Here is a 24,642-nt window from a genome sequence, read left to right on the forward strand (position 1 = left end):
GCCGCCGCCGCGTCGATCGCTCACATCTCGCCGAAGAGGGTCGCGCCGACCGTACCGGAGGCCGCCCGCAGGATCGTGCCGGACTCCGATTCGGTGATGAAGAGGTCGCCATTGCCGGGTCCGCCGAAGGCGGCGTTGGTCGTATGGTCGCCCTCATGGGAGACGACGCGGGCGACGAATTCGCCGCGCGGGTTGAGGAGCCACACGCTTCCGAGACCGATATGGCAGATCGCGAGCCCGCCATCGCGGTCGATCGCGAGCCCGTCCGGGCCGCCGCCGCCCGAAAGCTGGATGAAGACGCCGACCTTGGCGACGCCGCCGTCCGGCAGCAGAGGCACGCGCCAGATCGCGTTTGCCCGCGTCACCGCGACATAGAGCGTCTTCTCGTCGGGCGAGAGGACGAGGCCGTTGGGGCTCGGCACATTGTCGATCAGGCAGTCGACCGTCCCGTCGGCGCGGATGCGGAACACGCGGCCCGTCGGGTCGTGCATCCCGGTCATGCCCTGGTCGGTGAAATAGAGGTCGCCGGTGGTGGAGAAGGTGAGATCGTTGACCGCCTTCAGCCGCTCCAGCCGGTAACGGTCGAAGAAGCGTTCGACGGTCCCCTTCGCCGGGTCATAGACCATGATCCCGTTGCGATAGTCGGCGATGAAAAGCCGGCCGTCACGATGGAAAGCGAGGCCGTTCGGCTCGCCCTCATAGGTGATCACCGTCTGGAACGCGCCGTCCGGGCTCACCTTGAAGATGCGGCCATAGGCGATGTCCACGCACCACAAATTGCCCTCCCGGTCGAACGCGGGGCCTTCGAGGAGGGAGTGCTCGGGCGTCGTCATCGGTTGGCCGTCGCGCCATTCGGACGGACCGCCGGTCCGCATGTCGTCCGGCAGGCGAGCGAAGGGCGCGGCGTCGATGACGCGCGGGTTCATGAACAGCATCGAATGGGCCTCGGCATTCAACCGCGCATCGCCTGCGGCAGGAAGAGCGCGATGGAGGGGAAGACGTAGAGCAGCAACGCGAAGCCCACGATGATCAGCGCGTAAGGCAGCGAGGCCCGCGCGATCGTCCCGAGCGGCGCGCCGCTGACCGATTGTATGGCGAAGAGATTGAGCCCCATCGGCGGCGTCAGCGCGCCGAGCTCGATGAGGAGGACGAGAATGACACCCATCCAGACGACGTCGTAGCCCATCGCCAGGAAGACCGGAAACAGCACCGGCACGGTGAGAAGCATGATCGACAGCCCGTCGATCAACATGCCGATGATCGCGTAAAGGACGATCAGCATGCAGAAGAAGGCGAACGGCCCGAAGCCCGCTTCGGCGAGCGTCGTCGACAGGCCGCGGCCGATGCCGGACTGCACGATCGCGAAGGACAGGAACTGCGCGTTGATGGTGATGAACATCACGACGCACGAGCTGACGACCGCATTGCGCACGGCCGCGCCCAGCGCCTTCACGGTGAGGTCGCGATAGAAGAGGCCGAGAAGGAGGGCGAGCGCGCTGCCGAACCCGGCCGCCTCGGTGGGGGTCACGACGCCGGCATACATGCCGCCGATGACCGCGCCGACGAGGAGCACGACGGGCAGCGTGTCGAGGAGCGCGCGACCGCGATCGCTGCGCACTTCGTCTTTGTCGATGGGGGCGAGACTCGGGTTGAGGAGAACCCGGATGAAGAGATAGGCCGAGAACAGGAGCGCGAGGAGAAGGCCCGGCACGATGCCCGCCATGAAGACGTCGAGCACGGAAGCCTGGCTGATCGTCGCGTAGACGATCATCGGGATGCTCGGCGGGATGAGAATTCCGAGACATCCGCCGCCGGTCAGCGATCCGAGGGTGATCCTGTCGTCATAGCCGCGCTTGCGCATCTCCGGCACGGCGACGGTGCCGACGGTGAGGGCGGTGGCGACGGTCGAGCCGGCGAGGGCGGAGAAGGCCGCGCAGCCGACGATATTGGTGTGCGCGAGGCCGGCCGGGAGCGGCCCGAGAAGCGTGGCGACGCCGCCATAAAAGCGCTGGGCGAGCCCGCTGCGCAGGATGATTTCGCCCATCAGGATGAAGAGCGGGATCGCGACGAGGGTGAAGGATGTCCCGGTGTTCCAGATGATGTCGCCGAAGGTCGGCCACAGGCGCGTGCCGGACGCGAGCGTGATCCCCATGATGCCGACGAAGCCGACGGCGGTGCCGATCAGCGCGCCGCCCGCCAGAAGGGCGATGACCACGATGCCGTAAATGAGAAGGGCGGTCGTCCAATCCATCAGATCAGGTCCGATCCTCGAAGCCGAGAAAGTGCCGCATCGCCTCTTCCGCGAAGGAGAGAGCGAGGAGTGCGAAGCCGATCGGCAGAACGGACTGCGGGATCCACAGGGGCGTTTCGGAGGCGTAGGAGGAGGTGGAGTTAAAGAGGAAGCTGAGCGCGAACGTCTTGTAGCCCGCATAGGCCGAGAAGATCGCGAGCACGGTCGAGAAGAGGGCCGTGATCCCGAGAAGGATCCGGCCGGCCCGCCCTTTGAGGCGCGAGAGCGCGAAGTCGACGCGCAGGAGCGCGCGCCGGCGGTGGGCGTAGATCAATCCGGTCAAAATCATCACGACGAAGCCATAGCCGGCATATTCGTCCGAGATCAGCGTCGACGTGCCGAAGAGATAGCGCACCACGATCTCGACGTTCATGACGACGAGGATGGCGACGAGGGTGAGCCCCGCGATCCAGAGCGCGACGATGGCGACGGCATCGAGACCGCGGCGGAGACCACGGGCCCATCGCGGTTCGGCGACGGACCCGTTTTGACCGGACGATGTGGGCAAGTGCGTCAGGCTCCGCAGGCGCCGCTGACGCTCGACAGGAGACGGTCGGCAAGCTCGCCATTCTCCGACACCCACTGTTCCCTGAGCGGGCTCGTCAACTCGCGCGCCTTGGCGATGTCGGCCTCGCTCGGGTCGATGAGCGTCATGCCCTCGGCCTCGAGGTTGGTCTTGGCCGCGGCGGCCGCCTCTTCGATGCCGGCGCGGAACTTGTCCTGCCAGGCGGCGGCGGTGTCGGCGAGCGCCGTCTGCGTCTCGGGGGAGAGGGCGTCGAACGCGGCCTGGTTCACGGCGATGAGCTGGTTCGTCATCGTGAAGTTCAGCATATAGCCGTACTTCGTGACCTCGTAGAACTTCCAGTCATAGGCCGGGACGACGGCGGTGATCGCCCCGTCGACGACGCCGCGTTGCAGGGCCGGAATGACCTCGGCCGGGGTGATCGACACGCCCGAGCCCCCGAAGAGCTCCATCATCTCGGCCTGCATCCGGTTCCAGGTCCGCACCTTGCGGCCGGCGAGATCGGTGATCCCGTCGACGCCGTCTTTGAGCCAGATTTCTTGCGGCGGCATCGTCCAGGCGGTGAGCGCATTGACGCCGAATTTGGAATTGAGCCGCTCGTTGATGATCGGCAGTGCCTCTGCGGTGGCCGCGTAGAAGCCGTCCATCGTGGTGCAGAGGAACGGCAGCACGAACACGTTGAGGTCCGGCACGTCACCCGCGACGGGGCCGACGGCGAGGTCGGCGATCTGGACCTGCTGCGTCGCGAGCGCCTTGAGGACGTCGGAGTTTTTGTACGGCAGCTCGCCGCCAGTATAGACCTCGATCACCAGGTCGCCGTTGGTCGCCGCCTTCACGTCCTCGGCGAACGCGCGATAGAGCTGGGTCGGCTTGTCGTTGGTGGTGAAGGGGGTGAAGAGCGTCCACGTCTCAGCCGACGCGGGGCCGGTGAGACCGATCGCGACGGCTGCGGTCGCGAGAAGGGCTTTGCCCATCATGTTGCGTTTCCCTCGTTCGATATGGGCGGTTCGGCCCGTCTTGGACTTGGTGGGCCGCGGCCTCAGGCGCGCGGCCGGGTGGTTGAGCGTGACGCTCGTGCGGCTCCGTCTCACCAGGAGGGCGAAGCCTCGTAAGCGCGCCGGTCGGCGTGTCGCCCGGCGCGCACGGCAACGCCCTGCGAGGGGCGGGTCGCACCGACGAAATCATGCTCCGAATGTCGGCGGCAGGTTCTCCTGCAGGATCCATCATTCACAGGGAGCAAAATGTGTCTAATGCAAAGCGAGAGCCGTGTCATAACGTAAGGCTATGTCACGCCTCAGCATCCGTCAGCTCGAGATCGTCCGCGCCATCATGCGGACCGGCGGTCTCACCACCGCTGCGAGCGCGCTCGGGATTTCCCAGCCCGCTGCGAGCCGTCTCCTGCGTCATGCGGAGGACAGTCTCGGTTTTCCCCTGTTCGAGCGCCGGGCCAACGGATTGCGGCCGACGCACGAGGCGAAGGCGATCTATCCCGAGATCGACCGCGTCTTCTCCGATCTCGAATTCATCGAGCGGACGGCCGGCGATCTCGCGCGTCTTCAATCGGGCCGATTGCGGGTCGCGGCGATCCCCTCGATCGCGCTGACGGTGCTCGCCGACGCGCTCGGCCTCTTCCGGCGGACCCATCCGGGGGTGACGGTCGCGATTGAGACGGCACTCAATTACGAGGTCGCCGACCTCGTGCTCGATCGGCGGGTCGATCTCGGCCTCGCCTACATGCCGACGCGGGTCGACGATCTCGCGGTGGAGGAAGTGGGTCTCACCTCCGTCGTCCTCGCGGTGCCGAAGGGCCATCCGTTCGCGAACCGCGATTCGGCCAGCGTCGCCGAAATCCCGGACGATCCTTTCATCTCGTTTTCGAGCACGTTGCCGATCGGGGAATATATCTCGTCGGCGCTTCGGGCGGCGGGCGCCGAGCGGCCGGTGGCGATCGAGGTGGGGCATTCCTTCCTCGCCTGCGTCCTCGTGCGTGCGGGGGCGGGGATTGCGATGGTCGACCGGCTCGCCGAGCGGAGCGGGCTGTTCGGCGACTTGGCGTTCGTCCCCTTCGATCCCCCGATCCCGATCCGCGCGGCGCTCCTCACGCTGTCGGATCAGGAGCCGTCGCTCGCGGCGCGCGCGTTCTGCGAGACGCTGCGCCGCGTGCGGGATTGAGGCGGCGCGTCGTCCTGCCGGCCGCTCCGCCTCAGGCGCGCGGCACGAAGGCGAGAACCCGCAGCGGGCTTCCGCTCCCCCGCCGGATCTTCAACGGCGCGGCGACGAGGACGGCGCCCGTCGGCGGCAGCTTGTCGAGATTGGCGAGACATTGCAGTCCGTAGCGGTTCGCGCCGTGGAGCGTGTAGTGGGCGGGGTAGGGTGGGTTCAGATAACTCGCCTGGCCGGCATCGGTGCCGATCGTCTCGGTGCCGAACCCCAAAATGTCCCGCTCTTCGACGAGGAAGGCGACGCAGCGCGGGTCGGGGCCCGGCGTGTGCTGGCCATCGGCGGCGAAGTTCTGGAAGGCGACCGGATCGAGCGCGCGGCGCGCCCAGCCGGTGTGCATCAGCACCCAGCTTCCGGGGGCGATCCGCCCGTGCTCGGCCTCGAAGGCGAGCACATGGTCGACGGTGAGGAGAAAATCCGCGTCGGCGTCCGAGGCGGCAACGCAGTCGATCACCGCAGCGGGGCCGACAAAGCGCGCGGGCGGGATCGTGTCGACCGTGTTGTCGGGTTGATTGCGGCCCGAAATCCAATGCGCCGGCGCGTCGAAATGGGTGCCGGTGTGTTCGCCGCAGGAGAAGTTGTTCCAGTACCAGGCCGGCCCGCGCGCATCATAATGCGAGATCTCCTCGATCCGGAACGGCGCGGAGGGCACCGTCTCGGAGGGCAAGGTGATGCGCGGAAAATCCGGCGACAGCGTGTGCGTGAGGTCGACGATCTCGACCGCGCCGCTCGCCAGCTCGGCGAGAAGAAGCGGCAGCGCGCTCATGCCCCGGCCTCGGCGAGCTCGCGGGCGAAGGCGGCCGGATCGTCCCGCCAGCGCGCATACCATTGGCGCGCGACAGGATCGGGAAAGACGTCCTCCACCCCGGTCTCGAGCGCCTTCACCGTGGCGCGGGCGAGCGCATCGGGCGCGATCTTGGGCGGCAGATCGAGCTGGTTCCAGCCCTCGTCCACCGGTCCGGGAAAGACGTTGACGACGCGCAGCCCGCTCGCCCGCATGTCGGCCCGCATTCCCTGGGCGAAGGCATAGGCGGCCGCCTCCGCCGCCGAATGGGTGGCCTTCGCCGGAGAGGCGACGAGGGCGGTGATCGAGAAGAGGTTCACGAAGGCGACCGCGTGGTTCGGTCCCTCGGCGGCGCGGGCGGCGAGCGCCGGGCCGAACGCACGGGCAAGGCGGAGGAGGCCGAAATAGGTGGTCTCCATCTCGGCCCGCGCGCTCTCGACGCCCATTGCGCCGAGCGCACGGCCCGGCCGGTGATAGGTGGCGGTGTTGACGACGATGTCGGTCCGCCCGCCGATCCGTCCGGCAAGGCTCGTCACCGAATCGCCGTCGGTCACGTCGAGCGGGAGGACGGTGACGGCGGGGTGGGCGATCGCCTCCTCATAGCCCGGCACGACGCCCCACGGCTCGGCCCGCCCGGCCCAGACGGTGGCGGCGCCCGCGGCGCACATCGCCTTCACCATGGCGATCCCGGCGGGGGACGCGGCGTCGGTCACCAGGATCTTGCGCCCTTTGGGGGACGCGGTGAATTCGCGCATCGGCGTCACCTCGAAGTTGGCGGTCTCATCGGGAAGGGCGATCAGCGCGGCCTGGCCCGCCCTGTCGAGCCGTGCGGTGACGAAGGCGGGCGCCGGGGCTTCGCCGAGATCGGGATGGAGGAAGGCGGTGACGCTCACCCCGGCGGCGAGACGCACGATCCCGGTGCGCCAGGGCGCGCGTTCCCTGAAATAGAGCTCGTAGGGATAATGCAGCCTCGTCGTGGCGAGGAGCGCGCCCGCCCCGTCGGCCGGCCGCCAGCGGAGGCGCGGCGAGAGGCAATTGCGGCAGACGTCGCGCGGGGGATATTGGACCGCCTCGCATTCGCCGCAGGTCTGGAGCGCGAAGACGCCGGCGGCGGCCCACGCGCTCATCTCGGTCGCGACGCGGCTGCGCCGGGCCGGTGGGATCGTCGCCCTGTTGGGGGCGAGGACGGGATTGCGGCGCGGCGCGCTCATCGGGCGAGGATCGCGGCGCCCGCGGTGAGCCCGCGGTCGTAGTTGATCATGCCGAATCCGGTGACGAGGCCGATATCCGCCTTGGGGACGGCCGCGCCCTCTGCGGTGTCGGTCAATTGTCGCACGGCCTCGACGATGCCGAGAAAGCCGCCCGCGGCGCCCGCTTGACCGGCCGAAAGCTGCCCGCCGCAGGTGTTCACCGGAAAGGATCCGGCGGTGGTGAGGTCGTGCGCGCGCAAAAACGCCTTCGCCTCGCCTTTGTCGCAGAAGCCGAGGTCTTCGAGCTGCATCGCGACGACGACGGGATAGTCGTCATAGAGCTCGGCGAAGTCGATCGCGGCGGGTGTCATGCCGGCCTGGGCATAAAGGTCGTCGCGCCCCTCGGCCCATCCGCCGCGCATCTGGATCGGATCGTCCGGGTAGGCGTTGTGGCGCTCCATCACGGCGAGGAGGTTCGCGTAAGGAAGGCCCTCGCGTTCGGCGGTCTCGCGCGTCGTCACGATGAAGCCTTCGGCGCCGGCGCAGGGCATCACGCAGTCGAAGAGGCGGAGCGGCTCGGCGACGGGGCGGGAGGCGAGATAGTCCTCCATCGTCATCGCCGAGCGCAGCAGCGCGTTGGGATAGGGCCCGGCATTCGCGCGCTGGGCGACGCAGATCCGGCCGAGATCCTCCGCTTCCACGCCATAGGTTCGCATATAATGATCGGTGAGGAGCGCCACGGTGGCGTTGGTGCCCGACGCGCCATAGGGGTAGGCGGCATCCTGGCCGAAGCGGCTGAAGGCGGCGGTCGACCGGCGGAAGGCGTCGGGGTCGTTGGTGTCGCCGGCGATACACGCGACGATCTCGGCGTCACCGGCCTGGACGGCACGCGCGGCGCGGTGGAGGGCGAGAATCGCGCTCGCACCGCCGAACGGGAGGTGATCGACCCAGCGCGCGCTGATCCCGAAATGCTCCGTCAGCGCGACGGCCGAATCGGGCGCGAGGGAGAAACTCGCGACGCACAGCCCGTCGATCCGCGCCTTCGCAAGGCCGGTGCGGGCGAGGATCGTGCGCAGCAGCTCGCCGAGAAAAGCGTGCGCCGTGCGGGTGGAAAAGCGCGCATAAGGCACGCTCACCGGCGCCGCGACGACAACGCCCTCATAGCCGAGCCGCCTCATGCGGTCGTGCTCCGCAAGGCCTGTTTTTCGCCGCGGAGATCATGACAGCCCGGATGGCGTTCGGGGGTCTCGGTAAGGGCGCCGAGATCGGCTTTGCGCACCTTCTGGGTCGCCGTCGTCGGCAGGGAATCGACGAAGGCGACGTAGCCCGGCACCTTGTAATAAGCGAGCGAGCGCGCGGCATGTGCGAGGATCGCCTCAGCGAGCGTGCGATCCGGCGCGATGTCGGGGGCGGGGACGATGGCGGCGAGCACCTCCTCGCCGCGCAGCGGATCGAGCACCGCGACCACCGCGACCTGACCGACCGCCGGATGCGCCGCGAGAATGCCTTCGACCTCGATCGCGGCGATATTCTCACCCGAGCGGCGGATGATGTTCTTCTTCCGGTCGACGAAATGGAGCGCGCCGTCGTCCCCCTCGCGCATGATGTCGCCGGTGTGGAGGTAGCCGCCTTGCCAGATCGCGTCGGTGGCCGCCGGATCCTTGAAATAGCCGGAGAAGAACCGGGCCTTCGGGTCCGGTCCGGCGGCGCGGATCAGGAGTTCGCCGGGCGTGCCCTTGGCGACGGGCGCGCCGTCATCGTCGACGATCAGCGCGTCGAGCGGCGGGCCGGCGCGGTCGGGCCGTCCGAGGCAGCGCTCGCCCACATGGCGCGGCTCCTCCATCGCGCACAAGATCCCCGCGCCGCCGCATTCCGTCATCGCCCACCCTTCGAGGAGGGGGACGCCGAACCGCGCCTCGAATGCGGCGTGGTGATCGGGATGGACGCCGCCGCCCATGCCGAAGCGCAGTCCATGGGCGCGCTCGTCCTCGCTCGGCGTCAGCGCGAGGAGGATCGCCGGCATCACGCCGAGATAGTGAAAGCACGTCGCGCGGGTTTCGATCGCGGTCTCCCACCAGGCGCGCGGGTGGAAGCGGTCGATGATGATCTGCGTGCCGCCCGCGCGCAGCATCCCGACGAAGGAGTTGCCCATCGCGTTGACGTGGAAGGTCGGAAGCGGCGTCATCAGCCGCTCGCGGCCGGGCCGCAATCCGATCAGCCCTTGCTGGGCGACGTACCAATCGCCCCAGCCGAGAAAATAGGCGTTGGAGAGGAGGCAGCCTTTCGGCGTCCCGGTGGTGCCGGAGGTGTAGAGAAGGGCGCACTCGGCGTCCGCCGGCGAGGTGGGGGAAGAGGGATCGGCCGGTGCGGTGGGCGCGGCCGGGCGCGCGGTGGGCGGCGCGGTGTCATCGTCGACCATCACCGGAACGCCGAGCCGGGCGGCGACGTCGGCGATCTCGCCCCGCCGGCCGGGAAGCGTCACGATGAGCGCCGCCTCGCTGTGCTCGATCACATAAGCGAGCTCGGCCTCGCGATAGTCCGGGTTGAGGGGGACGATGCTGACCCCGAGACTGTTGAGGGCGAGCCAATGGAGGTAGTGGGCCGGCCGGTTCTCGAGGAGGAGCGCGACGCGGTGGCCCGGCCCGTATCCCGCCGCGCGATAGAGCATCGCGAGGGTGTCGGCGCGGGCGAGCACGGCCGCATAGGTGAGGCTCGGCGGCGCGTCCCCCCACAATGCGGCGACGGCGCGCGGTAGCGCCAGAAGCTCGTTGTCCGGGTACCGGGCGGCCTGCGCCTTCAGGAGGTCGTAGACCGAGCCGTCATGCGGAACGGCTTGACCCGCGCCCGGTGCTGGGCCTTGTTGCGGCGCACTCACGCCGTGACCTCCCGTGCGGCGCGAACCGGCCGATGGACAGGATGACGATGACGAGCCCCACGCACGAGAACACCGACGAGACCGCCCTCTATGAGCGGCGCCTTGCCGAGTTCGAGTACGCGATCTGGCACCTCGGCGCCGCCTTCGCGCGCTGGCGGCGGGATTGTCTCGGCGCGGTCTCCGACACCAACCTGTCGAGCACCGAGGCGGCGATCCTCCATGCCGTCCACATGATGGGGGCGCCGAAGGGGCTGATGGAGATCGCCCGCCTCCTGCATCGCGACGATATCGCGAACCTCCAATATGGGCTGAAGAAGCTCACCCAGCTCGGCCTCATCGAGCGGCAAGGGCGCTCCAAGAAGGCGACCGTCTATGCGATGACGGAGGCCGGAACGGAGATCGTCGAGGCCTATCTCGCGCGCCGCCGCGAGGTGCTCCTGCGCCTCTTCATGCAGGCCGCGCCCTCGCACGGCGAACTCGACGAGCTGATCATGCGTATGCACGTCATGATCGGCCTTTATGATCAATCGAGCGATCTGCTTCTGACCCGTCAGCCCTGACAACGCCATCTCCTACTGCATCCGGTAGCCGCCATTGACGTCGAAGGTGGCGCCGGTGATCCAACCGGCCTCCACCGTGGCGAGGAAGGCGACCATCCCCGCGACGTCTCCCGGCGCGCCGACGCGGCCGAGCGGGATCTTGTCGAGAAGGCCCGGCACGGCCTCCGGCGGCATCGCGCGCTGGAACATCGCGGTGTCGACGGGCCCCGCCGCGACGGTGTTGACCGTGAGGCCCGAGGGCGCCGCCTGCCGCGCCGCGATCTTCGTGAGGCCGAGGACCGCCGCCTTGGAGGCGACATAGGCCGCATCGCCCCGATAGCCGCCGAGCTGGGCCGCCGCGGACGAGATCGTGACGATCCGGCCGTCCGCGACCGGCACCGCCTCGCGCCGCCGCAACATCTCGCGCACGGCGATGAACGTGCCGGTGGTGTTGACCTTGAAGGTCGCCTCCCAGGCATCGACCGACATGTGCGCGATCGGCACCGGCGCATTGGCCATGATGCCGGCGGAGGTGACGAGAATGTCGACCGGGCCGAGCGCTGCCTCGATGCGTGCGAAGGCACCCGCGACGGCGCTCTCGTCGGTGACGTCGGCCGTCATCGTCATCATGCCGGGGATGGTGATGTCGGCGAGCATCGCCGCGTCGCGATCGAGGACGGCGAGGGCGCATCCGTCGCGCGCGAGACGTTCGGCGCACGCGCGGCCGATGCCGCTCGCCGCGCCCGTCACCAATGCGATACGCTGCCCCGAAACCGTCGCCATTGCCGCCTTTTTCCTCACGTCTCGCCTAAAGATCTACCGAGATTGTGGTTCAGAACAAGCTTTTCATCCAATAAATTACGTTATAACCTCGTTCGAGTTTGGTGCCGAGAGGATGCGTTCAGCAGCCCGAAAGCGCACCGAGGGCGACGTCGAACCACGAAAACGGGGAGTGAGTGACGATGGTCAGGAACGCAGCGCGCGGCCCGATACGGACAATCTTCAAGGCGGGCCTTAAGTCCGGCCTCAAGGCGGGCGGTCTCGCCGCCATGGGCCTCGGTGCGGCCCTCGTCGCCGCGCCGGACAAGGCGGCCGCGCAGGATGTGTCCCTCACGGTGCAGAGCGCATGGCCGCTGACGCTGCCCGCCTCGGGCCGCGATGCGCAACACTTCGCCGATATCGTCACCACCGCCTCCGACGGCGCGATCGAGGTCGATCTCTACGCACCGGGCCGCCTCGTCCCGCCGCTCGAAATCTTCGACGCGGTGCGCAACGGCACGCTCGATGCCGGCTTCACGAGCCCGCTTTATGTCGCCGGCAAGTTCCCCGCGGTGCAGCTCTTCGGCGGCATCCCGTTCGGGCCGGACGCGTTCGAGTATCTCGGCTGGATCTACAATGGTGGCGGCCTCGACATTTGGCGCGAGATCTATGACGCGCAGGGCGTCGTCACGATCCCGTGCAGCCTGATGGAGGCCGAATCGGGCGGCTGGTACGCCGAGCCGATCGAAACCGTCGAGGATCTGGAGGGATTGAAACTCCGCTTCGCGGGCCTCGCCGGTGAAGTGATGAAGAAGCTCGGCGCCTCCGTGGTCCTCCTTGCCGGCGGCAACATCTTCCCGAACCTCGAGCGCGGGGTGATCGACGGCACGGAATTCTCGATGCCGACGATCGATCAGGCCGTCGGCTTCGAGAAGGTCGTGAAGAATTATTACGTCCCCGGCTGGCACCAGCCGGCGGCGATCAACGAGCTGATCATCAACAAGGCGAAGTGGGAGGAGATGAGCGAGGGTCAGCAGAAGCTGATCGAACTCGCCTGCCGCGAGACGATGGTCTGGGGCGTCACCTCGACGCTCACGGAGAACGCGGCCGCCATCGACGCCTTCAAGGAGGCCGGTGTCACCATCCGCCAGTTCCCGCCCGACGTCCTTGCCGCCTTCGAGCAGGCGACCGCGGAGGTGATGGAAGAGCAGGCGGCGAACAATCCCGATTTCAAACGCGTCTGGGATTCGCTGCAGGCCTACCGGGCGAACGCGGCGAGCTGGACGCAAGCGGGCGGCGCCGACTGACGGGAGTGATGCGGGTGGCGCCCGTCCGGGCCGCCCGCACGCCCGACGTGCGATGATGGACGCCTTCCTTCCCGCCCTGGTGCGACGCATCGATGCGCTGAGCCGCGCGATCGGCCGCGCGTCGGCCCTTCTCTTGCCGGTGATGATGCTCGTGGTCGTCGCCAATGTCGTGATGCGCTACGGCTTCGGCATCGGCATGATCGAGTTCGAAGAGCTCCAATGGCACATCAACGCCATCGTGGTGATGGGGTGCCTCGCTTACGCCTACCGGGACGACGCGCATGTCCGTGTCGACGTCCTTCATGCCCGCTTCTCGGAACGGGGGCGGGCGGTGATCGAAATCGTCGGCGGGGCGGTCCTTCTGCTGCCGTTCGTGATCGGCATCGCCTATTTCGCGTGGGACAATTTCGCTTATTCCTTCGCCATTGGCGAACGCTCCCCGATGCCGAGCGGACTGCCGGCGCGCTACGTCATCAAGTTCGTCCTCTTCGCCGGATTCGTCCTTCTCGGCCTTCAGGGGATTGCGGCGATCGGGCGGGGGATCCTCACCCTCGCCGGCCGGCCGCTTGCCGACACTCAACCGCGAGAATTGCCGTGAGCCAGGACCTCCTCTTCGTCGTCCTGATGTTTTCGACGTTCGCGGTCTTCCTCTTTCTCGGCTTTCCGGTCGCCTTCGTGCTCGGCGGGGTGGGCGTGCTCTTCGCCGTTCTCGGCGAGATCCTGCCGCTCTTCGGCGTGAAGGTGCTCGCCGGCACCAACTTCATCGGCTTCGCCGCCGACCGCATCTTCGCGACCATCTCGAACTACAGCCTCGTCCCGATGGCGATGTTCGTGTTCATGGGATACATGCTCGAGCGCTCCGGCGTCGCCGAGCGGCTTCTCGACTCGCTGTCCGCCTCGCTGCGCCGCGTGCCCGGCGGGCTCGGCCTCGCGGTGGTCCTCATCGGCGTGGTGCTCGCCGCCTCGACCGGGATCATCGGCGCTTCGGTGGTGCTCTTGGCGACCGTCGCGCTGCCGGCGCTCGCGGCGGGGCGCTATGCGGCGCCGCTCGGGCTCGGTGCCGTCGCTGCGTCCGGGACGCTCGGCATCCTCATCCCGCCCTCCATCATGCTGATCGTGATGGCCGACCAGCTTCGTCTGTCGGTCGGCGATCTCTTCATGGCGGCGATCCTGCCGGGGCTCCTCCTCGCGGTGCTCTATGCGGTTTATATCGTCGTCTATGCGGCTCTCCGCCCGTCCGACGCGCCGCGGCCCGAGGCGGGCGAGGGGGACGCCTCGATCGGCGCGCTCCTGCGCGCACTGGGGCCGCCGCTGGCGCTGATGATCGCCGTCCTCGGCTCGATCTTTCTCGGCATCGCCTCGCCGACCGAGGCCTCCGGCGTCGGCGCGCTCGGCGCGACGATCCTCGCCGCGGCCGACCGGCGGCTCGACTGGAAGACGCTGCGCGCGGTCTGCGATGCGACGGGCAAGACGACGGCCTTCCTGTTCGCCCTCATTTTCGGGGCGAGCTGCTTTTCGGTGGTGCTGCGAGGCTATGGCGGCGATCAGGTGATCGAAGGCGCGATCACCGGGATCCCGCTGCCGCCGGAGGGCGTCCTCGCGATGCTTCTCGTCATGATCTTCCTGCTCGGCTTCGTGCTCGACTGGATGGAGATCGTCCTGATCGTCGCCCCGCTGACGGTGCCGGCGGTGGTCGCGCTCGGCTTCGATCCGGTCTGGGTGGCGCTGTTGATCGCGATCTGCCTTCAGACCTCGTTCCTCACGCCGCCGGTCGGAATGGCGCTCTTCTATGTGAAGAACGCCGCCCCGCCGGGCACGACGACGTTCCAGATCTATCGCGGCATCATCCCGTTCGTGATCCTGCAATTGATCGGGCTCGCCCTCGTCTTCCTGTTTCCGCAGGTCGTGCTCTGGCTGCCGCGGATCGCCTATTGAGCGTCAGATCGCGAACGGGGTGACGCGGTTCAGAACCTCCCGCGCGAGGCTGTAGACGGTGGAGACCGACGTCTTCGGATTGTCGGGCGACACCTTGCCCTCGAGGCGCATCGTGAAGTTCACCGCGCCGGACCGCACCTCGTATTCGTGGATGTTGCCGGGAGCGGCGGGATCGGCGACGAGGCGCACCTTGGTGCCGGCAAAGCCCGCTCCGGCGAGCGCCAGGGTCGCGGCGACATTGGCGTTCTTCGGATAGGCCGTCGCCGCTTCGCGCGCGTCGCCGGTGAAGAAGACGGCCTCCGCGGTGAGGCCGTCGAGGTCGACCGCCTTCTCGGCCGGCGTGCCCTTCCAGGCGGCGGGGGGCTTGCGCGAGGTGTAGGTCACGCTCTCGATGCCGGACAGTTTCGCGGCGGCGAGCGCGTCGATCCCGCCGACCGCGCCCGGCACCAGGACGGCGCGGGTGAGGCCGGCCTTCGCGGCCGCCGCGAGCTCGGCCTCGATCGCCTCGTCGGCCAGGGCGCCGATCGACACGATCACCGCCTCGCGCCCGGCACGCAGCACGGCGGGAACGGACGTGCGCACCGCCTCGTGCGTCGCGCATTCGACGACGAGCTCGGGCCCGTCGGCGAGAAAGCCCTCCACCGTCTCGAAGACGTTGATCTCGGCGGCGAAGCGAAGCGCGTTCTCGCGCAGCGCCTCGATCGCGGGTTCGACCCGGCCGGGGCGGGCGAGGATGCTGATCTGATCGAGTTCGAGGTGCCCGGATTCGGCGAGAACGCCGCACAGGGTCTTTGCGATGTTGCCGTAGCCGATCAGTCCAAGTCGCCGCATGGTTCGCTCATTGTGTTGAGAAGATCGGCGAGGGATAGCGGAACTTCGCCCGCTTCACCACCGAAGGGGCCGCAAGGCCGTCGCCCACCCTGGGACGAATGGCGGGATCGGCGCGGCGTGTTGTCGAAACGTCATGCGGCTCGCGTATGGGCAGCTCGAAACAATCCTCGAGTGGAGCCCGATCCCATGAAAGCGATCGCCCTTGCGACCACGGCACTCACCGTTCTCGCTGGTGCCGCCTTTGCCCAAGACGTCCCCCAGGAGAACAATTCCTGGTACGTGGACGGACAGGCCACGATCCAGGACCGTTTGGCCCGCCAGCCGAACACCAATCGCGCCAAGAACGTGATCCTGTTCGTGGCGGACGGCAACGGCGTCGGCACCAACTATGCGCTGCGCGTTTTCGCCGGGCAGGAAGAGGGCAAGCTCGGCGAGGAGCACGTCCTTCCCTACGAGACGTTCCCGAACCTCGCGCTCGTCAAAACCTACAATGTGAACGCCCAGACGCCCGATTCCGCGCCGACCGCCGGCTCGATGAACACCGGCGTCAAGCAGGTCTTCAACACCATCAATCTCGACCCCGACGGCGCGATCCACGACGAGTGCGCCTCCGAGGCCGGCAACGAACTGAAGACGTTCGCCGAGATGGTCTCCGACGAGGGCAAGTCGGTCGGCATCATCTCCACCGCGCGCCTCACCCACGCGACCCCGGCCGCCGTCTACGCGAAGACCGCCAACCGCAACTGGGAAGGCGCCGTGCCGGAAGGCTGCGATAACTCGCGCGACATCGCCGCCCAGCTTTTCGACCAGATGACCGCCGGTGTCGTCGACATCGCGCTCGGCGGTGGGCGCCGCTATTTCGCGCCGACGGGCGTGAACACCGAGGAAGGCGGCGAGGGCCGCCGCGAGGACGGCCGCAATCTCATCGCCGAGCTTCAAGAGGCGGGCGGCGAGTATGCCTGGAACATGGAGACCTTCAACGCGCTGAGCCTCGACGGCGAAACGCCGGTTCTCGCCCTCTTCGAGGACAGCCACATGAAATACGAGGCCGACCGTCCGAAGGACGAGGAGCCCTCGCTCGCCGAGATGACCCGCGCCGCGATCGAATATCTCTCGCAGAACGAGGACGGTTATTATCTCGAAATCGAATCCGGCCGCGTCGACCATGCGAACCATGACGGCAACGCCTATCGCGCGATGACGGACGGCGTCGCCTGGGCCGAAGCGATCGCGCTCGCCGACGAGCTGACCAACGAGGACGACACCCTCATCATCGTCACCGCCGACCACGAGCACGCGATCGCCTTCAACGGCTATTGCGGTCGCGGCACGCCGATCCTCGGCCTCTGCCACGAGGTCGCCAAGGGCCAGGTGAAGCATTCGGACGAGCTGGCGCTCGCCGACGACGGCAAGCCCTACACGGTCATCGGCTACCTGAACGGCCCCGGCGCGGTCCTCAAAGAGCAGGCCGACGGCTCCTTCTCCGGCGAGCGCGCCGAGCTCACCCAGGAGGACGTCACCGACATGGAGTATCTCCAGGAGGCGCTGATCCCGATGTCCTCCGAGAGCCACTCCGGCGAGGACGTCGCGGTCTATGCCAAGGGCCCGTTCGCGCACCTCTTCGACGGCACCGTGGAGCAGAATTACATCTTCCACGTGATGAAGCACGCCGCGATGGACGCCGCGAACTGAGCATCGACCTCGGGGAGGGGCCACCCGCGCCCCTCCCACCCCCTCATGACCTATCGGAGGCGTTCGATGGACCGCCGTCTTTTCCTCGGATCGCTCGCGGCGCTCGCCGCCCCGCGCATCGCCCTTGCCGCGGACGACGTGATCCGAATGCGCGACCTTTACAACAAAGACCTCAGCTTTTCCGATCTCGCCCGTGCGCTCGACGGCAAGCGCGTCACGATCCAGGGCTTCATGGCCCCGCCTTTGAAGGCCGAATCGGCGTTCTTCGTCCTCACCAAGCGGCCGATGGCCGTCTGCCCGTTCTGCGAGACCTCGGCCGAATGGCCGGACGATATCGTCGCGATCTACACCAAGCGGATCGTCGAGGTCGTGCCGTTCAATGTGCGCATCGTGAGCCGCGGCGTTCTCGAACTCGGCGATTATCGCGATCCCGAGACGGGGTTTTTGAGCCGGGTGCGGATCGTCGATGCGAGCACCGAGCGCACCTGAGACGATGGGCCTTCCGCTCGAGATCGCCGACCTCGCCGTCTGGGCGGACGGGGGGCGGCGTCTGCTCTCGATCGAGGCGCTGGCGCTCGCGCCGGGCGCCTGTCTCGGCGTCGCCGGGCCGTCGGGGGCGGGCAAGTCCACCTTCCTTTATGCGCTCGCCGGCCTCTCGCCGCGCGCGACGGGCCGGATCGGCTGGGGCGAGGTCGACCTGCTCGCCCTCTCGCGCGGCCGCCGCGCCGCCTTCCGGCGGGACAATATGGGCTTCGTCTTTCAAGACTTTCTGCTGTTCGAGGAGCTGGGCGCGACCGCCAACGCTGCCCTTCTCGGCGCATTCCTACCGGCAAGACGGCGGGGCGCGCTCGCGGCGCGGGCTCGGGCGGAGCTCGCCGCGTTGAACGTGCCGCTCGACCCCCCGCGCCGCGTGCGCACCTATTCGGGCGGCGAGCGCCAGCGCGTCGCGCTCGCCCGCGCGCTCGCCAACGACCCCGGCGTCATCCTCGCCGACGAACCCACCGCGAGCCTCGACCGCGAGACCAAGGACCGCCTCGTCGACGATCTCACCCGCGAAGTCCGTGCGAGCGGCAAGACCATGATCGCCGTCAGCCACGACCGCGCGCTGCTCGACAGGATGGACCGCGTCCTCACCATCGAAAACGGCGAGGTGGCCGGGTGAATGTGACCGCCTTCTGGGAGCGCCTCAGCCCGTTCCAGCAGGATCTCGGCCTCTTCGTCGCGCTCCTCGTGCCGGCGCTCCTCGTCGGGCTCGCCTGCGTCGCGGGTTATCGCCCCTATCGGCTCGTCGGCGCGATGCTGTGGCGCTTTCGCTGGACGAACCTTCTCTTCGTCCTCCTCATCGCCGCGTCGGTGGGCATCGGCGTCGGGCTGATCGCGCAGGAAAGGGGCCTGCGCCAGGGCACGGCCCGCGCGGCGGAGAAGTTCGACCTCATCGTCGCCGCGCCCGGCAGCGAGATGACGATGCTCCTTGCGGCGGTCTACCTGCAACCGGCCGACGTGCCGCTGGTGAGCGGCGACGTCTTCAACGAGATCGCCGCCAATCCGCGCGTTGCGATCGCCGCCCCGCTCGCGTTCGGCGACAGTTATGAGGGCGCCTCGGTCATCGGGACGACGGCGCAATTCGTGACCCATCTGTCCGGCGCGCTCGGCGCTGGCCGCGTGTTCGAGACCACCGGCGAGGCGGTCGCCGGGGCCGCCGCCCCGCTCGCGATCGGCGACATTTTCACCCCCGCCCACGGCCATGGCGACGGGGCCGAAGCGGACGCCCATGCCGGCGCCGACTATCGCGTCGTCGGCAAGATGGCGCCGACGGGCAGCCCCTGGGACCGGGCGATCCTCGTGCCGGTCGAGGCTGTCTGGATGGTTCACGGCCTCGCGCCCGGCCACGGCCCGGAGTGGGACGGGCGCGTCGGCCCGCCTTTCGCGGCGGACGCCTTTCCCGGAACGCCGGCCATCCTGGTGCGCGCGGACGAGCTTTGGGCGAACTATGCGCTGCGCTCGGAATATAACCGCAACGACGTGATGGCCTTCTTTCCGGGCGCCGTCCTCGCGCAGCTTCACGGTCTGCTCGGCGATGTGCGGCAGGTGATGTCGATCCTCGCGATCGCGACACAAATGCTGGTGACGGCCGGGGTCCTCACCGGGCTCGTGGTTCTGACGCGCCTTTATGCCCAGCGCCTCGCTCTGTTGCGGGCGCTCGGCGCGCCGGCGCGGTTCGCCTTCGCGGTGGTGTGGTCCTATGCGGCGGCGCTCATCGGGGCGGGCGCGCTCCTGGGGGCCGGCCTCGGATTCGGCGCGACGATCTGGATCTCGCGGATTGTCAGCGCCCGCACGGACATTCTCGTCACCGCCTCGTTCGGCTGGCCGGAGGCACACCTCCTCGCCGCCTTCGTCAGCGTCACGATCGCGCTCGCGATGCTTCCGGCGCTCGCCGCCCTCTCACGCGATATCGTGGCCGATCTGCGTGGCTGATCGGCGTTCACCCATGAAGGAATAGACCGATGGGCCCACGTTCGGCGGCGCGCCTTGCCGCATTCGTCCTTGCCGTCACCGCATCCGCCGCCGGCGCGGACGAGGCGCACCACGCGCATGTCAGCGCGCAAAACGGCGTCGAGATCGTCCATGCCTGGACGCGCGCGGGTGAGGGCGGCACCCGTCTCGTCTTCGCCGAGATCCGCAATTTGACCGGCCGCGAGATCGTCCTCGAAGGGGCGGAGAGCGGGATTGCCGAGGCGGGCGGCCTCGTCGGTCTCTCCGTCCAAGGCGGAACGCTCGAACACGTCGCAATCCCGTCGGTGCCGATCGCGCCCGGCCGCACGCTCGACCTTGCGCCGGACGGCCTTGCGATCCGCCTTTCCAACGTGACGACGCCGCTGCGCGAAGGGGACGAGTTCGAGGCGGACATTCATTTCGATGTCGGCACCATCGCGGTGCACGTCGCCGTGGAGGCTGCGAACGCGCGCCGGCACAGCCATGCCGGCCATCAGCACTGAGTTTCAATCGGTGAGGCCGAGAAGGGGCGCGGTGGGATCGGCTGCGCTCCAGTCCACCGGGCCGGCGTGGATCGCGGCGATCTCGCCGTTCGCCTCGACCGCAATGGTCGACGGATAACCCTTCACCTTCAAGACCTGCCCCGGATTGCCGTGCGCGACGCGCCAGGTCGGCAACGCGCCGAGATCGAGCCGCTCGGACAGGAAGCCTTCGATGCGCGCCCGGTCCATGGTGTCGACCGACACGATGACGATGTCGTCCGCGCGCTCTGGATGCGCATCGAGGAAGGCGGCGAGGGCGGGAAGCTCGTCGAGGCACGGCGCGCACCATGTCGCCCAGAGATGGACGATCGTCGCCTCCCGTCCGACGAGATCGGACAGCGCCGCGCATGTCGTCCGATCCTCCAGAATCAGCGTCGCCAGCGGCGCCGGCGGCTCGGCGCGCGCCGGGAGCGACGGCAGCGCGAGGACGAGGAATAGGAGGACGAGGGGCATGGGCTCACTCCGAAAAGTCGTCCTCTCCCGCATCTCGACGACATGGGGATGACGGCCGGGATTCGGCGTGGATTGGCGGTTGCAAGTACGGATCGTATATTATACGCATCCCAGCTCCACGTGACGGGCCCGAATGAACGCGAAACTCAACATCACGCAGACCGCGGCGCTCTCGGCGCTCAGAGAGGCCGGGCGGCCGCTCACCGCCTACGAGGTGCTCGACGTGTTGCGGGCGTCGCGCCACTCGGCCGCGCCGCCGACGGCCTATCGCGCGCTCGGCAAGTTGATCGAGCTCGGCCTTGCCCATCGCCTCGAGTCGGTGAACGCCTATGTCGCCTGCTGCGCCGAGCATGAGGAGGCGCAACCGGCCTTCTCGATCTGCGGCGATTGCGGCGCCGTCGCCGAGCTGACCGACCCGACGATCGGCGCCGGCATCGCCGCGATCGCCGCGCAGGGCGGCTTCGCGCCGACGAAATCGGTGATCGAGCTTCACGGGCGCTGCGCATCGTGCCGGGGGAACGCATGATGGATTGGCTGAAGGCGCCGCTCCTCGCCGGGCTCGGCGAGCGGGTTCTGTTCGCGGCCGTCGCCTCGGCAATCCTTTGGGGCCTCTTTGCGTGGGCGGTCGGATGAACGCGGCGCTGACTCTCGACAATGTGACGCTCGGCTATGACCGGCATCCGGCGATCCATCATCTGAGCGCGGCGATCGCGAAAGGGTCGCTGACCGCAGTGGTCGGCCCCAACGGGGCGGGCAAATCGACCCTCTTCAAGGGCATCGTCGGGGAATTGCGGCCGACGACCGGGCGCATTGTCGGCCCGGCGGCGCGCGAGGACATCGCCTATCTGCCGCAAATGTCGGAGATCGACCGCTCCTTCCCGCTCGATGTCGAGAATGTCGTGGCGATGGGGCTGTGGCGGCGGATCGGCGCCTATAAGCGCGTCACGCGCGACCATCGGCGCGCCATTCGCGATGCGATCGGTGCGGTGGGGCTCGCCGGTTTCGAGGGCCGCTCGATCGGCGCGCTCTCCGGCGGGCAAATGCAACGCGTCCTCTTTGCACGCCTCCTGTTGCAGGACGCGCCGTTGATCCTCCTCGACGAGCCGTTCGCCGCGATCGACCGCCGCACGGTCGACGATCTCCTCGGCCTCATCCGCCGCTGGCATCAGGAAGGGCGCACCATCCTCGCCGTGCTGCACGATTATGAGGAGGTCCGCCGCGTCTTCCCCGAGACGATGCTTCTCGCACGCGAGTTGATCGCCCACGGACCGACCGAGACGGTGATGTGCGCGGAGAATCTCGTGCGGGCCCGCGCCGTCGGCGAGGCGTTCGACGAAAGCGCCGGCATTTGCCGCAGGGCCGCCTGACGCGATGCTCGTCGATCTGCTGATCTCTCCCTTCGCCGATTTCGCCTTCATGCGCCGCGCCCTCGTCGGCTGCATCGCGATCGCGCTCGGCGCGACGCCGGTCGGCGTCTTTCTGATGCTGCGCCGGATGAGCCTCACGGGCGATGCGATGGCGCACGCGATCCTGCCGGGCGCGGCGGTCGGGTTCCTGTTCGCGGGGCTCTCTTTGTCGGCGATGACCATCGGCGGGCTCGTCGCCGGGATGGCGGTGGCGCTCGCGGCCGGTTTTGTGACGCGCTCCACCGTCCTCAAGGAGGATGCGAGCCTGGCCGCCTTTTATCTCATCTCCCTCGCACTCGGCGTCGCGATCGTGTCGACGCACGGCAGCAACGTCGATCTGATGCATGTCCTCTTCGGGACGGTGCTCGCCTTGAACAACGAGGCGTTGATCCTCCTCTGCTCGATCGCGACGGTGTCGATCTTCACGCTCGCCGCGTTGTTTCGCCCGCTGGTGATGGAATGTCTCGACCCGGCTTTTCTCGGGACGGTGAGCCGCCTATCCCCGGTCGCGCATTTCGCCTTTCTGGGGCTGGCGGTGCTCAATCTCGTCGCCGGCTTTCATGCGCTCGGCACGCTGATGGCGGTCGGGATGATGATCCTGCCGGCGGCGAGCTCGCGCTTCTGGATCCGCAATATCGGGCCGATGATGGGGCTGTCGTTCACCTTCGCGGTGACGGGGAGCGGGGCGGGGCTTCTGCTGTCCTATCATTATGGGATCCCGTCGGGGCCGGCGATCGTGCTCTCGCTCGGCGCGATCTACGTCGCCTCGCTGCTCTTCGGCCCGGTCGGCAGCCTCGCCGCGCGCTATGCGCCGCGAACGCGCCATCTCGAAGCATGAGTTGGTCGCGTGTGGACCCGCCTTGGCACGGCGTCGACCCGGCGCGTGCGTTGCGGCATAGTATCGGCGCGACGTTGTCCGCCTTGACGAAGGGGGCGCTTCTGGCCCCCGTTGCGACATCGAGTTCGGGTGCAAGGACGAGGGTATGAGTTCAGTCCCCACGGTCGGAACACGCGCGCTTCCCGTCGAACGGCGGCGACCGTTGCGCATCGTGGTCGGCATCGTGTTCGTCGTGGCGGGATTTGCAACGCTCGCGGCGGTGCTCTCGTCCGGCCTCGGCCTCGTCGACATGGCGCGCTGGGCGGCGACGCAGCAACGCGCCTTCCACACGATGGTGAGCGAGCTTCTCAACCACAATCAAGGCGGCGCCATCGCTTCGGCGGGCCTCATCGGCGCATGCCTCGCCTACGGTTTCCTCCACGCCGCGATCCCCGGACACGGCAAGTTCCTGATCGCCGGCGCAGGGATGTCGAGTGAGATCAGCACGCTTCGGCTCGTCCTCCTGTCGCTCGCCGCGAGCCTTGCCCAGGCAGTGACGGCGATCGTCCTCGTCTATGGCAGCTTCGTCCTTCTCGACATCACGGCCGGTTGGGCGATGGCGGCGACCGACAAGGTCCTCGTCCCGATCAGCTATGTCGCGATCCTCGCGATCGGGATCATCCTGATCCGACGCGCGCTCAAAGGGTTGCGCGGCTTCTGGGACGTCCATTCGGCGCGCTTCGGCCTCGGGCGCACCGCGGACCATTCCCACGGTGATGAGCACAGCCACGACCATGTCCACGACGACCATTGTGGATGCGGCCATCGCCACGGGCCGACGCCGGAGGAGGCGGACGCGATCCGCAATTGGCGCGATGCGGCGATGTTGATCATCGGGATCGGCCTGCGCCCGTGCACCGGCGCCGTCTTCGTCCTCGTCGCGGCGTGGCGGATGAACCTTCTCGGCGTCGGCGTCCTGTCGGCGTTCGCGATGGCGCTCGGGACGGGGGCGTTCATCAGCCTCGTCGCTCTGTCGGCGGCGACGGCGCGGGGGGCGACGCTCTTTGCCGCCGGGGTCAAACATGCCGGTGTCGCGGTGCCGCTTTTGCAGCTCGCCGCCGGGCTCGCGATCACGTTGATCGCCGTGGCTTTCCTTCTCGCCAGCCTCTGGCCGAATATCTGATTGTTTCCGACTGAGGGGGCGCGCTCCGCAAGCCTGGAACCAGCGTTCTCCCGTCACGTTGCCCCAGTCAAAGATGGAGCGACATGATGGCGACTGCACAACGCACCGACCCCAAGCTCTGGGACGACGTCAAAGGCGAGATCACCCGGTCCGACAAAGGCGGGCCGCCGGGCTCATGGTCCGCCCGCAAGGCCCAGATGGCCGTCCGCATGTATAAAGAGCGCGGCGGCGCCTATGTCGGCGGCAAGCCGAAAAATGTCGACCTCGAAAAAGGGGCGACGAAGAAGAGCGCTTCGCCGAGCGCACCGAAGCGCGGCGCGGGCTCCAAATCGTCCGCGAAGACGAAGGCCGTTTCGGCCGAGAGCGCATCCGCCAAGGCGGCGCCCTCACGGAAAAAGCCCGCGACGGCCGGTTCGACCGCCGCTTCTGCGACGAAGACCGCGAAGCCGAAAAACACTGCCTCCCAATCCGCCAAGCCCAAAGCGCAGGCAGCGGGTACGCAGAGCAAGCCCGCAACGCCGGCCAAGCCGGCCAAGGCGGCGAACGGCACGAAGAGCACCGCCGACGCGGTCCGCAAGGCGGATCTGATGGCGGCTGCGGAGCGCGTCGGCCTCGAAGGCGCGTCCTCGAAGACGAAGGCCTTGTTGAAGGAAGGCATCGCAGAACGGCTCAAGACGCGTTCGAGCGCGATGAAGAAGGCCGAACTCGACGAGATCGCCCGCCTCTTCAAGGTCGATGGCCGAACGCGGATGACGAAGGCGGAGCTTCAAAAGGCGGTGATCGCGGCCTCGCATTGAGGCCGC

26 protein-coding genes are annotated in these 24,642 nt (G+C 68.2%); 15 read left to right on the forward strand and 11 right to left on the reverse strand.

All coding sequences use genetic code 11. The features are described from left to right. Positions 1-20 precede the first annotated feature (20 nt). Genes L1787_RS18990 through L1787_RS19005 form a run of 4 tightly spaced genes read right to left on the reverse strand, consistent with a single transcriptional unit; the run spans position 21 to position 3,790 of the window. Positions 21-935, reverse strand: a complete 915-nt coding sequence (locus tag L1787_RS18990) for an SMP-30/gluconolactonase/LRE family protein (protein ID WP_235710683.1) — start codon at positions 933-935, stop codon at positions 21-23. Positions 936-952: 17 nt separating this feature from the next. Continuing rightward, complete coding sequence (locus tag L1787_RS18995) at positions 953-2,251, reverse strand: TRAP transporter large permease (protein ID WP_235710684.1); 1,299 nt, start codon at positions 2,249-2,251, stop codon at positions 953-955. A 4-nt stretch (positions 2,252-2,255) separates the two neighbouring features. Beyond that, positions 2,256-2,798: a TRAP transporter small permease gene (locus L1787_RS19000; RefSeq protein ID WP_235710685.1), complete on the reverse strand. Its 543-nt coding sequence runs from the start codon at positions 2,796-2,798 to the stop codon at positions 2,256-2,258. A gap of 5 nt (positions 2,799-2,803) precedes the next feature. Continuing rightward, positions 2,804-3,790, reverse strand: a complete 987-nt coding sequence (locus tag L1787_RS19005) for a TRAP transporter substrate-binding protein (protein WP_235710686.1) — start codon at positions 3,788-3,790, stop codon at positions 2,804-2,806. Between the two features lie 307 nt (positions 3,791-4,097). On the opposite strand from L1787_RS19005, the gene L1787_RS19010 reads away from it, so the two are divergent. Then, on the forward strand, positions 4,098-4,985 hold the full coding sequence (locus tag L1787_RS19010; protein WP_235710687.1) for a LysR family transcriptional regulator: 888 nt from the start codon (positions 4,098-4,100) through the stop codon (positions 4,983-4,985). A gap of 31 nt (positions 4,986-5,016) precedes the next feature. Here the strand turns inward: L1787_RS19010 and L1787_RS19015 are convergent, their stop codons facing one another. Genes L1787_RS19015 through L1787_RS19030 form a run of 4 tightly spaced genes read right to left on the reverse strand, consistent with a single transcriptional unit; the run spans position 5,017 to position 9,882 of the window. Then, positions 5,017-5,799, reverse strand: a complete 783-nt coding sequence (locus L1787_RS19015) for a cyclase family protein (RefSeq protein ID WP_235710688.1) — start codon at positions 5,797-5,799, stop codon at positions 5,017-5,019. Beyond that, a complete protein-coding gene (locus L1787_RS19020; RefSeq protein WP_235710689.1) occupies positions 5,796-7,028 on the reverse strand; it encodes an SDR family NAD(P)-dependent oxidoreductase in 1,233 nt (410 codons plus the stop codon). The genes L1787_RS19015 and L1787_RS19020 overlap by 4 nt, the downstream gene beginning before the upstream one ends. Beyond that, on the reverse strand, positions 7,025-8,185 hold the full coding sequence (locus L1787_RS19025; RefSeq protein WP_235710690.1) for a thiolase family protein: 1,161 nt from the start codon (positions 8,183-8,185) through the stop codon (positions 7,025-7,027). The genes L1787_RS19020 and L1787_RS19025 overlap by 4 nt, the downstream gene beginning before the upstream one ends. Continuing rightward, positions 8,182-9,882, reverse strand: coding sequence for an AMP-binding protein (locus tag L1787_RS19030; RefSeq protein WP_235710691.1), 1,701 nt, complete (start codon positions 9,880-9,882; stop codon positions 8,182-8,184). Before L1787_RS19030 ends, L1787_RS19025 begins: the two co-directional genes overlap by 4 nt. Positions 9,883-9,929: 47 nt before the next feature. Between L1787_RS19030 and L1787_RS19035 the strand changes: the two genes are divergently transcribed. Further along, positions 9,930-10,442 (forward strand): winged helix DNA-binding protein, encoded by a 513-nt coding sequence (locus L1787_RS19035; protein WP_235710692.1) that lies wholly within the window; start codon positions 9,930-9,932, stop codon positions 10,440-10,442. 12 nt (positions 10,443-10,454) lie between these two features. Here L1787_RS19035 and L1787_RS19040 read toward each other — a convergent pair whose 3' ends face one another. Next, complete coding sequence (locus L1787_RS19040) at positions 10,455-11,204, reverse strand: SDR family NAD(P)-dependent oxidoreductase (RefSeq protein WP_235710693.1); 750 nt, start codon at positions 11,202-11,204, stop codon at positions 10,455-10,457. Positions 11,205-11,383: 179 nt separating this feature from the next. On the opposite strand from L1787_RS19040, the gene L1787_RS19045 reads away from it, so the two are divergent. From L1787_RS19045 to L1787_RS19055, 3 genes are read left to right on the forward strand one after another with little or no spacing between them, the layout of a single operon-like run. Continuing rightward, positions 11,384-12,487, forward strand: a complete 1,104-nt coding sequence (locus tag L1787_RS19045) for a TRAP transporter substrate-binding protein (RefSeq protein WP_235710694.1) — start codon at positions 11,384-11,386, stop codon at positions 12,485-12,487. 52 nt (positions 12,488-12,539) lie between these two features. Continuing rightward, the gene (locus L1787_RS19050) at positions 12,540-13,085 is read left to right on the forward strand and encodes a TRAP transporter small permease subunit (RefSeq protein WP_235710695.1); all 546 of its coding nucleotides are present in this window, start codon (positions 12,540-12,542) and stop codon (positions 13,083-13,085) included. Further along, complete coding sequence (locus L1787_RS19055; protein ID WP_235710696.1) at positions 13,082-14,422, forward strand: TRAP transporter large permease; 1,341 nt, start codon at positions 13,082-13,084, stop codon at positions 14,420-14,422. The genes L1787_RS19050 and L1787_RS19055 overlap by 4 nt, the downstream gene beginning before the upstream one ends. A 3-nt stretch (positions 14,423-14,425) precedes the next feature. Here L1787_RS19055 and L1787_RS19060 read toward each other — a convergent pair whose 3' ends face one another. Continuing rightward, positions 14,426-15,253 carry an aspartate dehydrogenase gene (locus tag L1787_RS19060; RefSeq protein ID WP_235710697.1) on the reverse strand — a complete coding sequence of 276 codons (828 nt, stop codon included), beginning with the start codon at positions 15,251-15,253 and terminating at the stop codon, positions 14,426-14,428. Between the two features lie 186 nt (positions 15,254-15,439). Here L1787_RS19060 and L1787_RS19065 point away from each other — a divergent pair, with 186 nt between their 5' ends. From L1787_RS19065 to L1787_RS19085, 5 genes are all read left to right on the forward strand, one after another. Beyond that, complete coding sequence (locus tag L1787_RS19065; protein WP_235710698.1) at positions 15,440-16,945, forward strand: alkaline phosphatase; 1,506 nt, start codon at positions 15,440-15,442, stop codon at positions 16,943-16,945. Positions 16,946-17,011: 66 nt separating this feature from the next. Next, a complete protein-coding gene (locus tag L1787_RS19070; RefSeq protein ID WP_235710699.1) occupies positions 17,012-17,434 on the forward strand; it encodes a hypothetical protein in 423 nt (140 codons plus the stop codon). Beyond that, positions 17,412-18,107 carry an ABC transporter ATP-binding protein gene (locus tag L1787_RS19075; protein WP_235710700.1) on the forward strand — a complete coding sequence of 232 codons (696 nt, stop codon included), beginning with the start codon at positions 17,412-17,414 and terminating at the stop codon, positions 18,105-18,107. Before L1787_RS19070 ends, L1787_RS19075 begins: the two co-directional genes overlap by 23 nt. Next, positions 18,104-19,420 (forward strand): ABC transporter permease, encoded by a 1,317-nt coding sequence (locus tag L1787_RS19080; protein WP_235710701.1) that lies wholly within the window; start codon positions 18,104-18,106, stop codon positions 19,418-19,420. Before L1787_RS19075 ends, L1787_RS19080 begins: the two co-directional genes overlap by 4 nt. Positions 19,421-19,449: 29 nt before the next feature. Then, positions 19,450-19,941 (forward strand): copper chaperone PCu(A)C, encoded by a 492-nt coding sequence (locus tag L1787_RS19085; protein WP_235710702.1) that lies wholly within the window; start codon positions 19,450-19,452, stop codon positions 19,939-19,941. A 3-nt stretch (positions 19,942-19,944) separates the two neighbouring features. Here L1787_RS19085 and L1787_RS19090 read toward each other — a convergent pair whose 3' ends face one another. After that, positions 19,945-20,433 (reverse strand): TlpA family protein disulfide reductase, encoded by a 489-nt coding sequence (locus tag L1787_RS19090; protein WP_235710703.1) that lies wholly within the window; start codon positions 20,431-20,433, stop codon positions 19,945-19,947. A gap of 133 nt (positions 20,434-20,566) precedes the next feature. Here L1787_RS19090 and L1787_RS19095 point away from each other — a divergent pair, with 133 nt between their 5' ends. From L1787_RS19095 to L1787_RS19115, 5 genes are all read left to right on the forward strand, one after another. Then, positions 20,567-20,959 carry a Fur family transcriptional regulator gene (locus L1787_RS19095; protein ID WP_235710704.1) on the forward strand — a complete coding sequence of 131 codons (393 nt, stop codon included), beginning with the start codon at positions 20,567-20,569 and terminating at the stop codon, positions 20,957-20,959. 103 nt (positions 20,960-21,062) lie between these two features. Then, on the forward strand, positions 21,063-21,800 hold the full coding sequence (gene aztA / locus L1787_RS19100; RefSeq protein WP_235710705.1) for a zinc ABC transporter ATP-binding protein AztA: 738 nt from the start codon (positions 21,063-21,065) through the stop codon (positions 21,798-21,800). Between the two features lie 4 nt (positions 21,801-21,804). After that, positions 21,805-22,677 (forward strand): metal ABC transporter permease, encoded by an 873-nt coding sequence (locus tag L1787_RS19105; protein WP_235710706.1) that lies wholly within the window; start codon positions 21,805-21,807, stop codon positions 22,675-22,677. A 145-nt stretch (positions 22,678-22,822) separates the two neighbouring features. Next, a complete protein-coding gene (locus tag L1787_RS19110) occupies positions 22,823-23,839 on the forward strand; it encodes a nickel/cobalt transporter (RefSeq protein WP_235710707.1) in 1,017 nt (338 codons plus the stop codon). 86 nt (positions 23,840-23,925) lie between these two features. After that, a complete protein-coding gene (locus tag L1787_RS19115) occupies positions 23,926-24,636 on the forward strand; it encodes a hypothetical protein (RefSeq protein ID WP_235710708.1) in 711 nt (236 codons plus the stop codon). Positions 24,637-24,642 lie beyond the last annotated feature (6 nt).

Source organism: Acuticoccus kalidii (assembly GCF_021556395.1).
Classification (GTDB): domain Bacteria; phylum Pseudomonadota; class Alphaproteobacteria; order Rhizobiales; family Amorphaceae; genus Acuticoccus; species Acuticoccus kalidii.

Bases quoted from the DNA above. Each gene is read 5' to 3' on its own strand.
- L1787_RS18990 (WP_235710683.1), bottom strand. From the start codon at position 935: ATGCTGTTCATGAACCCGCGCGTCATCGACGCCGCGCCCTTCGCTCGC.
- L1787_RS18995 (WP_235710684.1), bottom strand. From the start codon at position 2,251: ATGGATTGGACGACCGCCCTTCTCATTTACGGCATCGTGGTCATCGCC.
- L1787_RS19005 (WP_235710686.1), bottom strand. From the start codon at position 3,790: ATGATGGGCAAAGCCCTTCTCGCGACCGCAGCCGTCGCGATCGGTCTC.
- L1787_RS19010 (WP_235710687.1), top strand. From the start codon at position 4,098: ATGTCACGCCTCAGCATCCGTCAGCTCGAGATCGTCCGCGCCATCATG.
- L1787_RS19015 (WP_235710688.1), bottom strand. From the start codon at position 5,799: ATGAGCGCGCTGCCGCTTCTTCTCGCCGAGCTGGCGAGCGGCGCGGTC.
- L1787_RS19020 (WP_235710689.1), bottom strand. From the start codon at position 7,028: ATGAGCGCGCCGCGCCGCAATCCCGTCCTCGCCCCCAACAGGGCGACG.
- L1787_RS19025 (WP_235710690.1), bottom strand. From the start codon at position 8,185: ATGAGGCGGCTCGGCTATGAGGGCGTTGTCGTCGCGGCGCCGGTGAGC.
- L1787_RS19035 (WP_235710692.1), top strand. From the start codon at position 9,930: ATGACGAGCCCCACGCACGAGAACACCGACGAGACCGCCCTCTATGAG.
- L1787_RS19040 (WP_235710693.1), bottom strand. From the start codon at position 11,204: ATGGCGACGGTTTCGGGGCAGCGTATCGCATTGGTGACGGGCGCGGCG.
- L1787_RS19045 (WP_235710694.1), top strand. From the start codon at position 11,384: ATGGTCAGGAACGCAGCGCGCGGCCCGATACGGACAATCTTCAAGGCG.
- L1787_RS19050 (WP_235710695.1), top strand. From the start codon at position 12,540: ATGATGGACGCCTTCCTTCCCGCCCTGGTGCGACGCATCGATGCGCTG.
- L1787_RS19060 (WP_235710697.1), bottom strand. From the start codon at position 15,253: ATGCGGCGACTTGGACTGATCGGCTACGGCAACATCGCAAAGACCCTG.
- L1787_RS19065 (WP_235710698.1), top strand. From the start codon at position 15,440: ATGAAAGCGATCGCCCTTGCGACCACGGCACTCACCGTTCTCGCTGGT.
- L1787_RS19070 (WP_235710699.1), top strand. From the start codon at position 17,012: ATGGACCGCCGTCTTTTCCTCGGATCGCTCGCGGCGCTCGCCGCCCCG.
- L1787_RS19075 (WP_235710700.1), top strand. From the start codon at position 17,412: ATGCGAGCACCGAGCGCACCTGAGACGATGGGCCTTCCGCTCGAGATC.
- L1787_RS19085 (WP_235710702.1), top strand. From the start codon at position 19,450: ATGGGCCCACGTTCGGCGGCGCGCCTTGCCGCATTCGTCCTTGCCGTC.
- L1787_RS19090 (WP_235710703.1), bottom strand. From the start codon at position 20,433: ATGCCCCTCGTCCTCCTATTCCTCGTCCTCGCGCTGCCGTCGCTCCCG.
- L1787_RS19095 (WP_235710704.1), top strand. From the start codon at position 20,567: ATGAACGCGAAACTCAACATCACGCAGACCGCGGCGCTCTCGGCGCTC.
- aztA (WP_235710705.1), top strand. From the start codon at position 21,063: ATGAACGCGGCGCTGACTCTCGACAATGTGACGCTCGGCTATGACCGG.
- L1787_RS19105 (WP_235710706.1), top strand. From the start codon at position 21,805: ATGCTCGTCGATCTGCTGATCTCTCCCTTCGCCGATTTCGCCTTCATG.
- L1787_RS19110 (WP_235710707.1), top strand. From the start codon at position 22,823: ATGAGTTCAGTCCCCACGGTCGGAACACGCGCGCTTCCCGTCGAACGG.
- L1787_RS19115 (WP_235710708.1), top strand. From the start codon at position 23,926: ATGGCGACTGCACAACGCACCGACCCCAAGCTCTGGGACGACGTCAAA.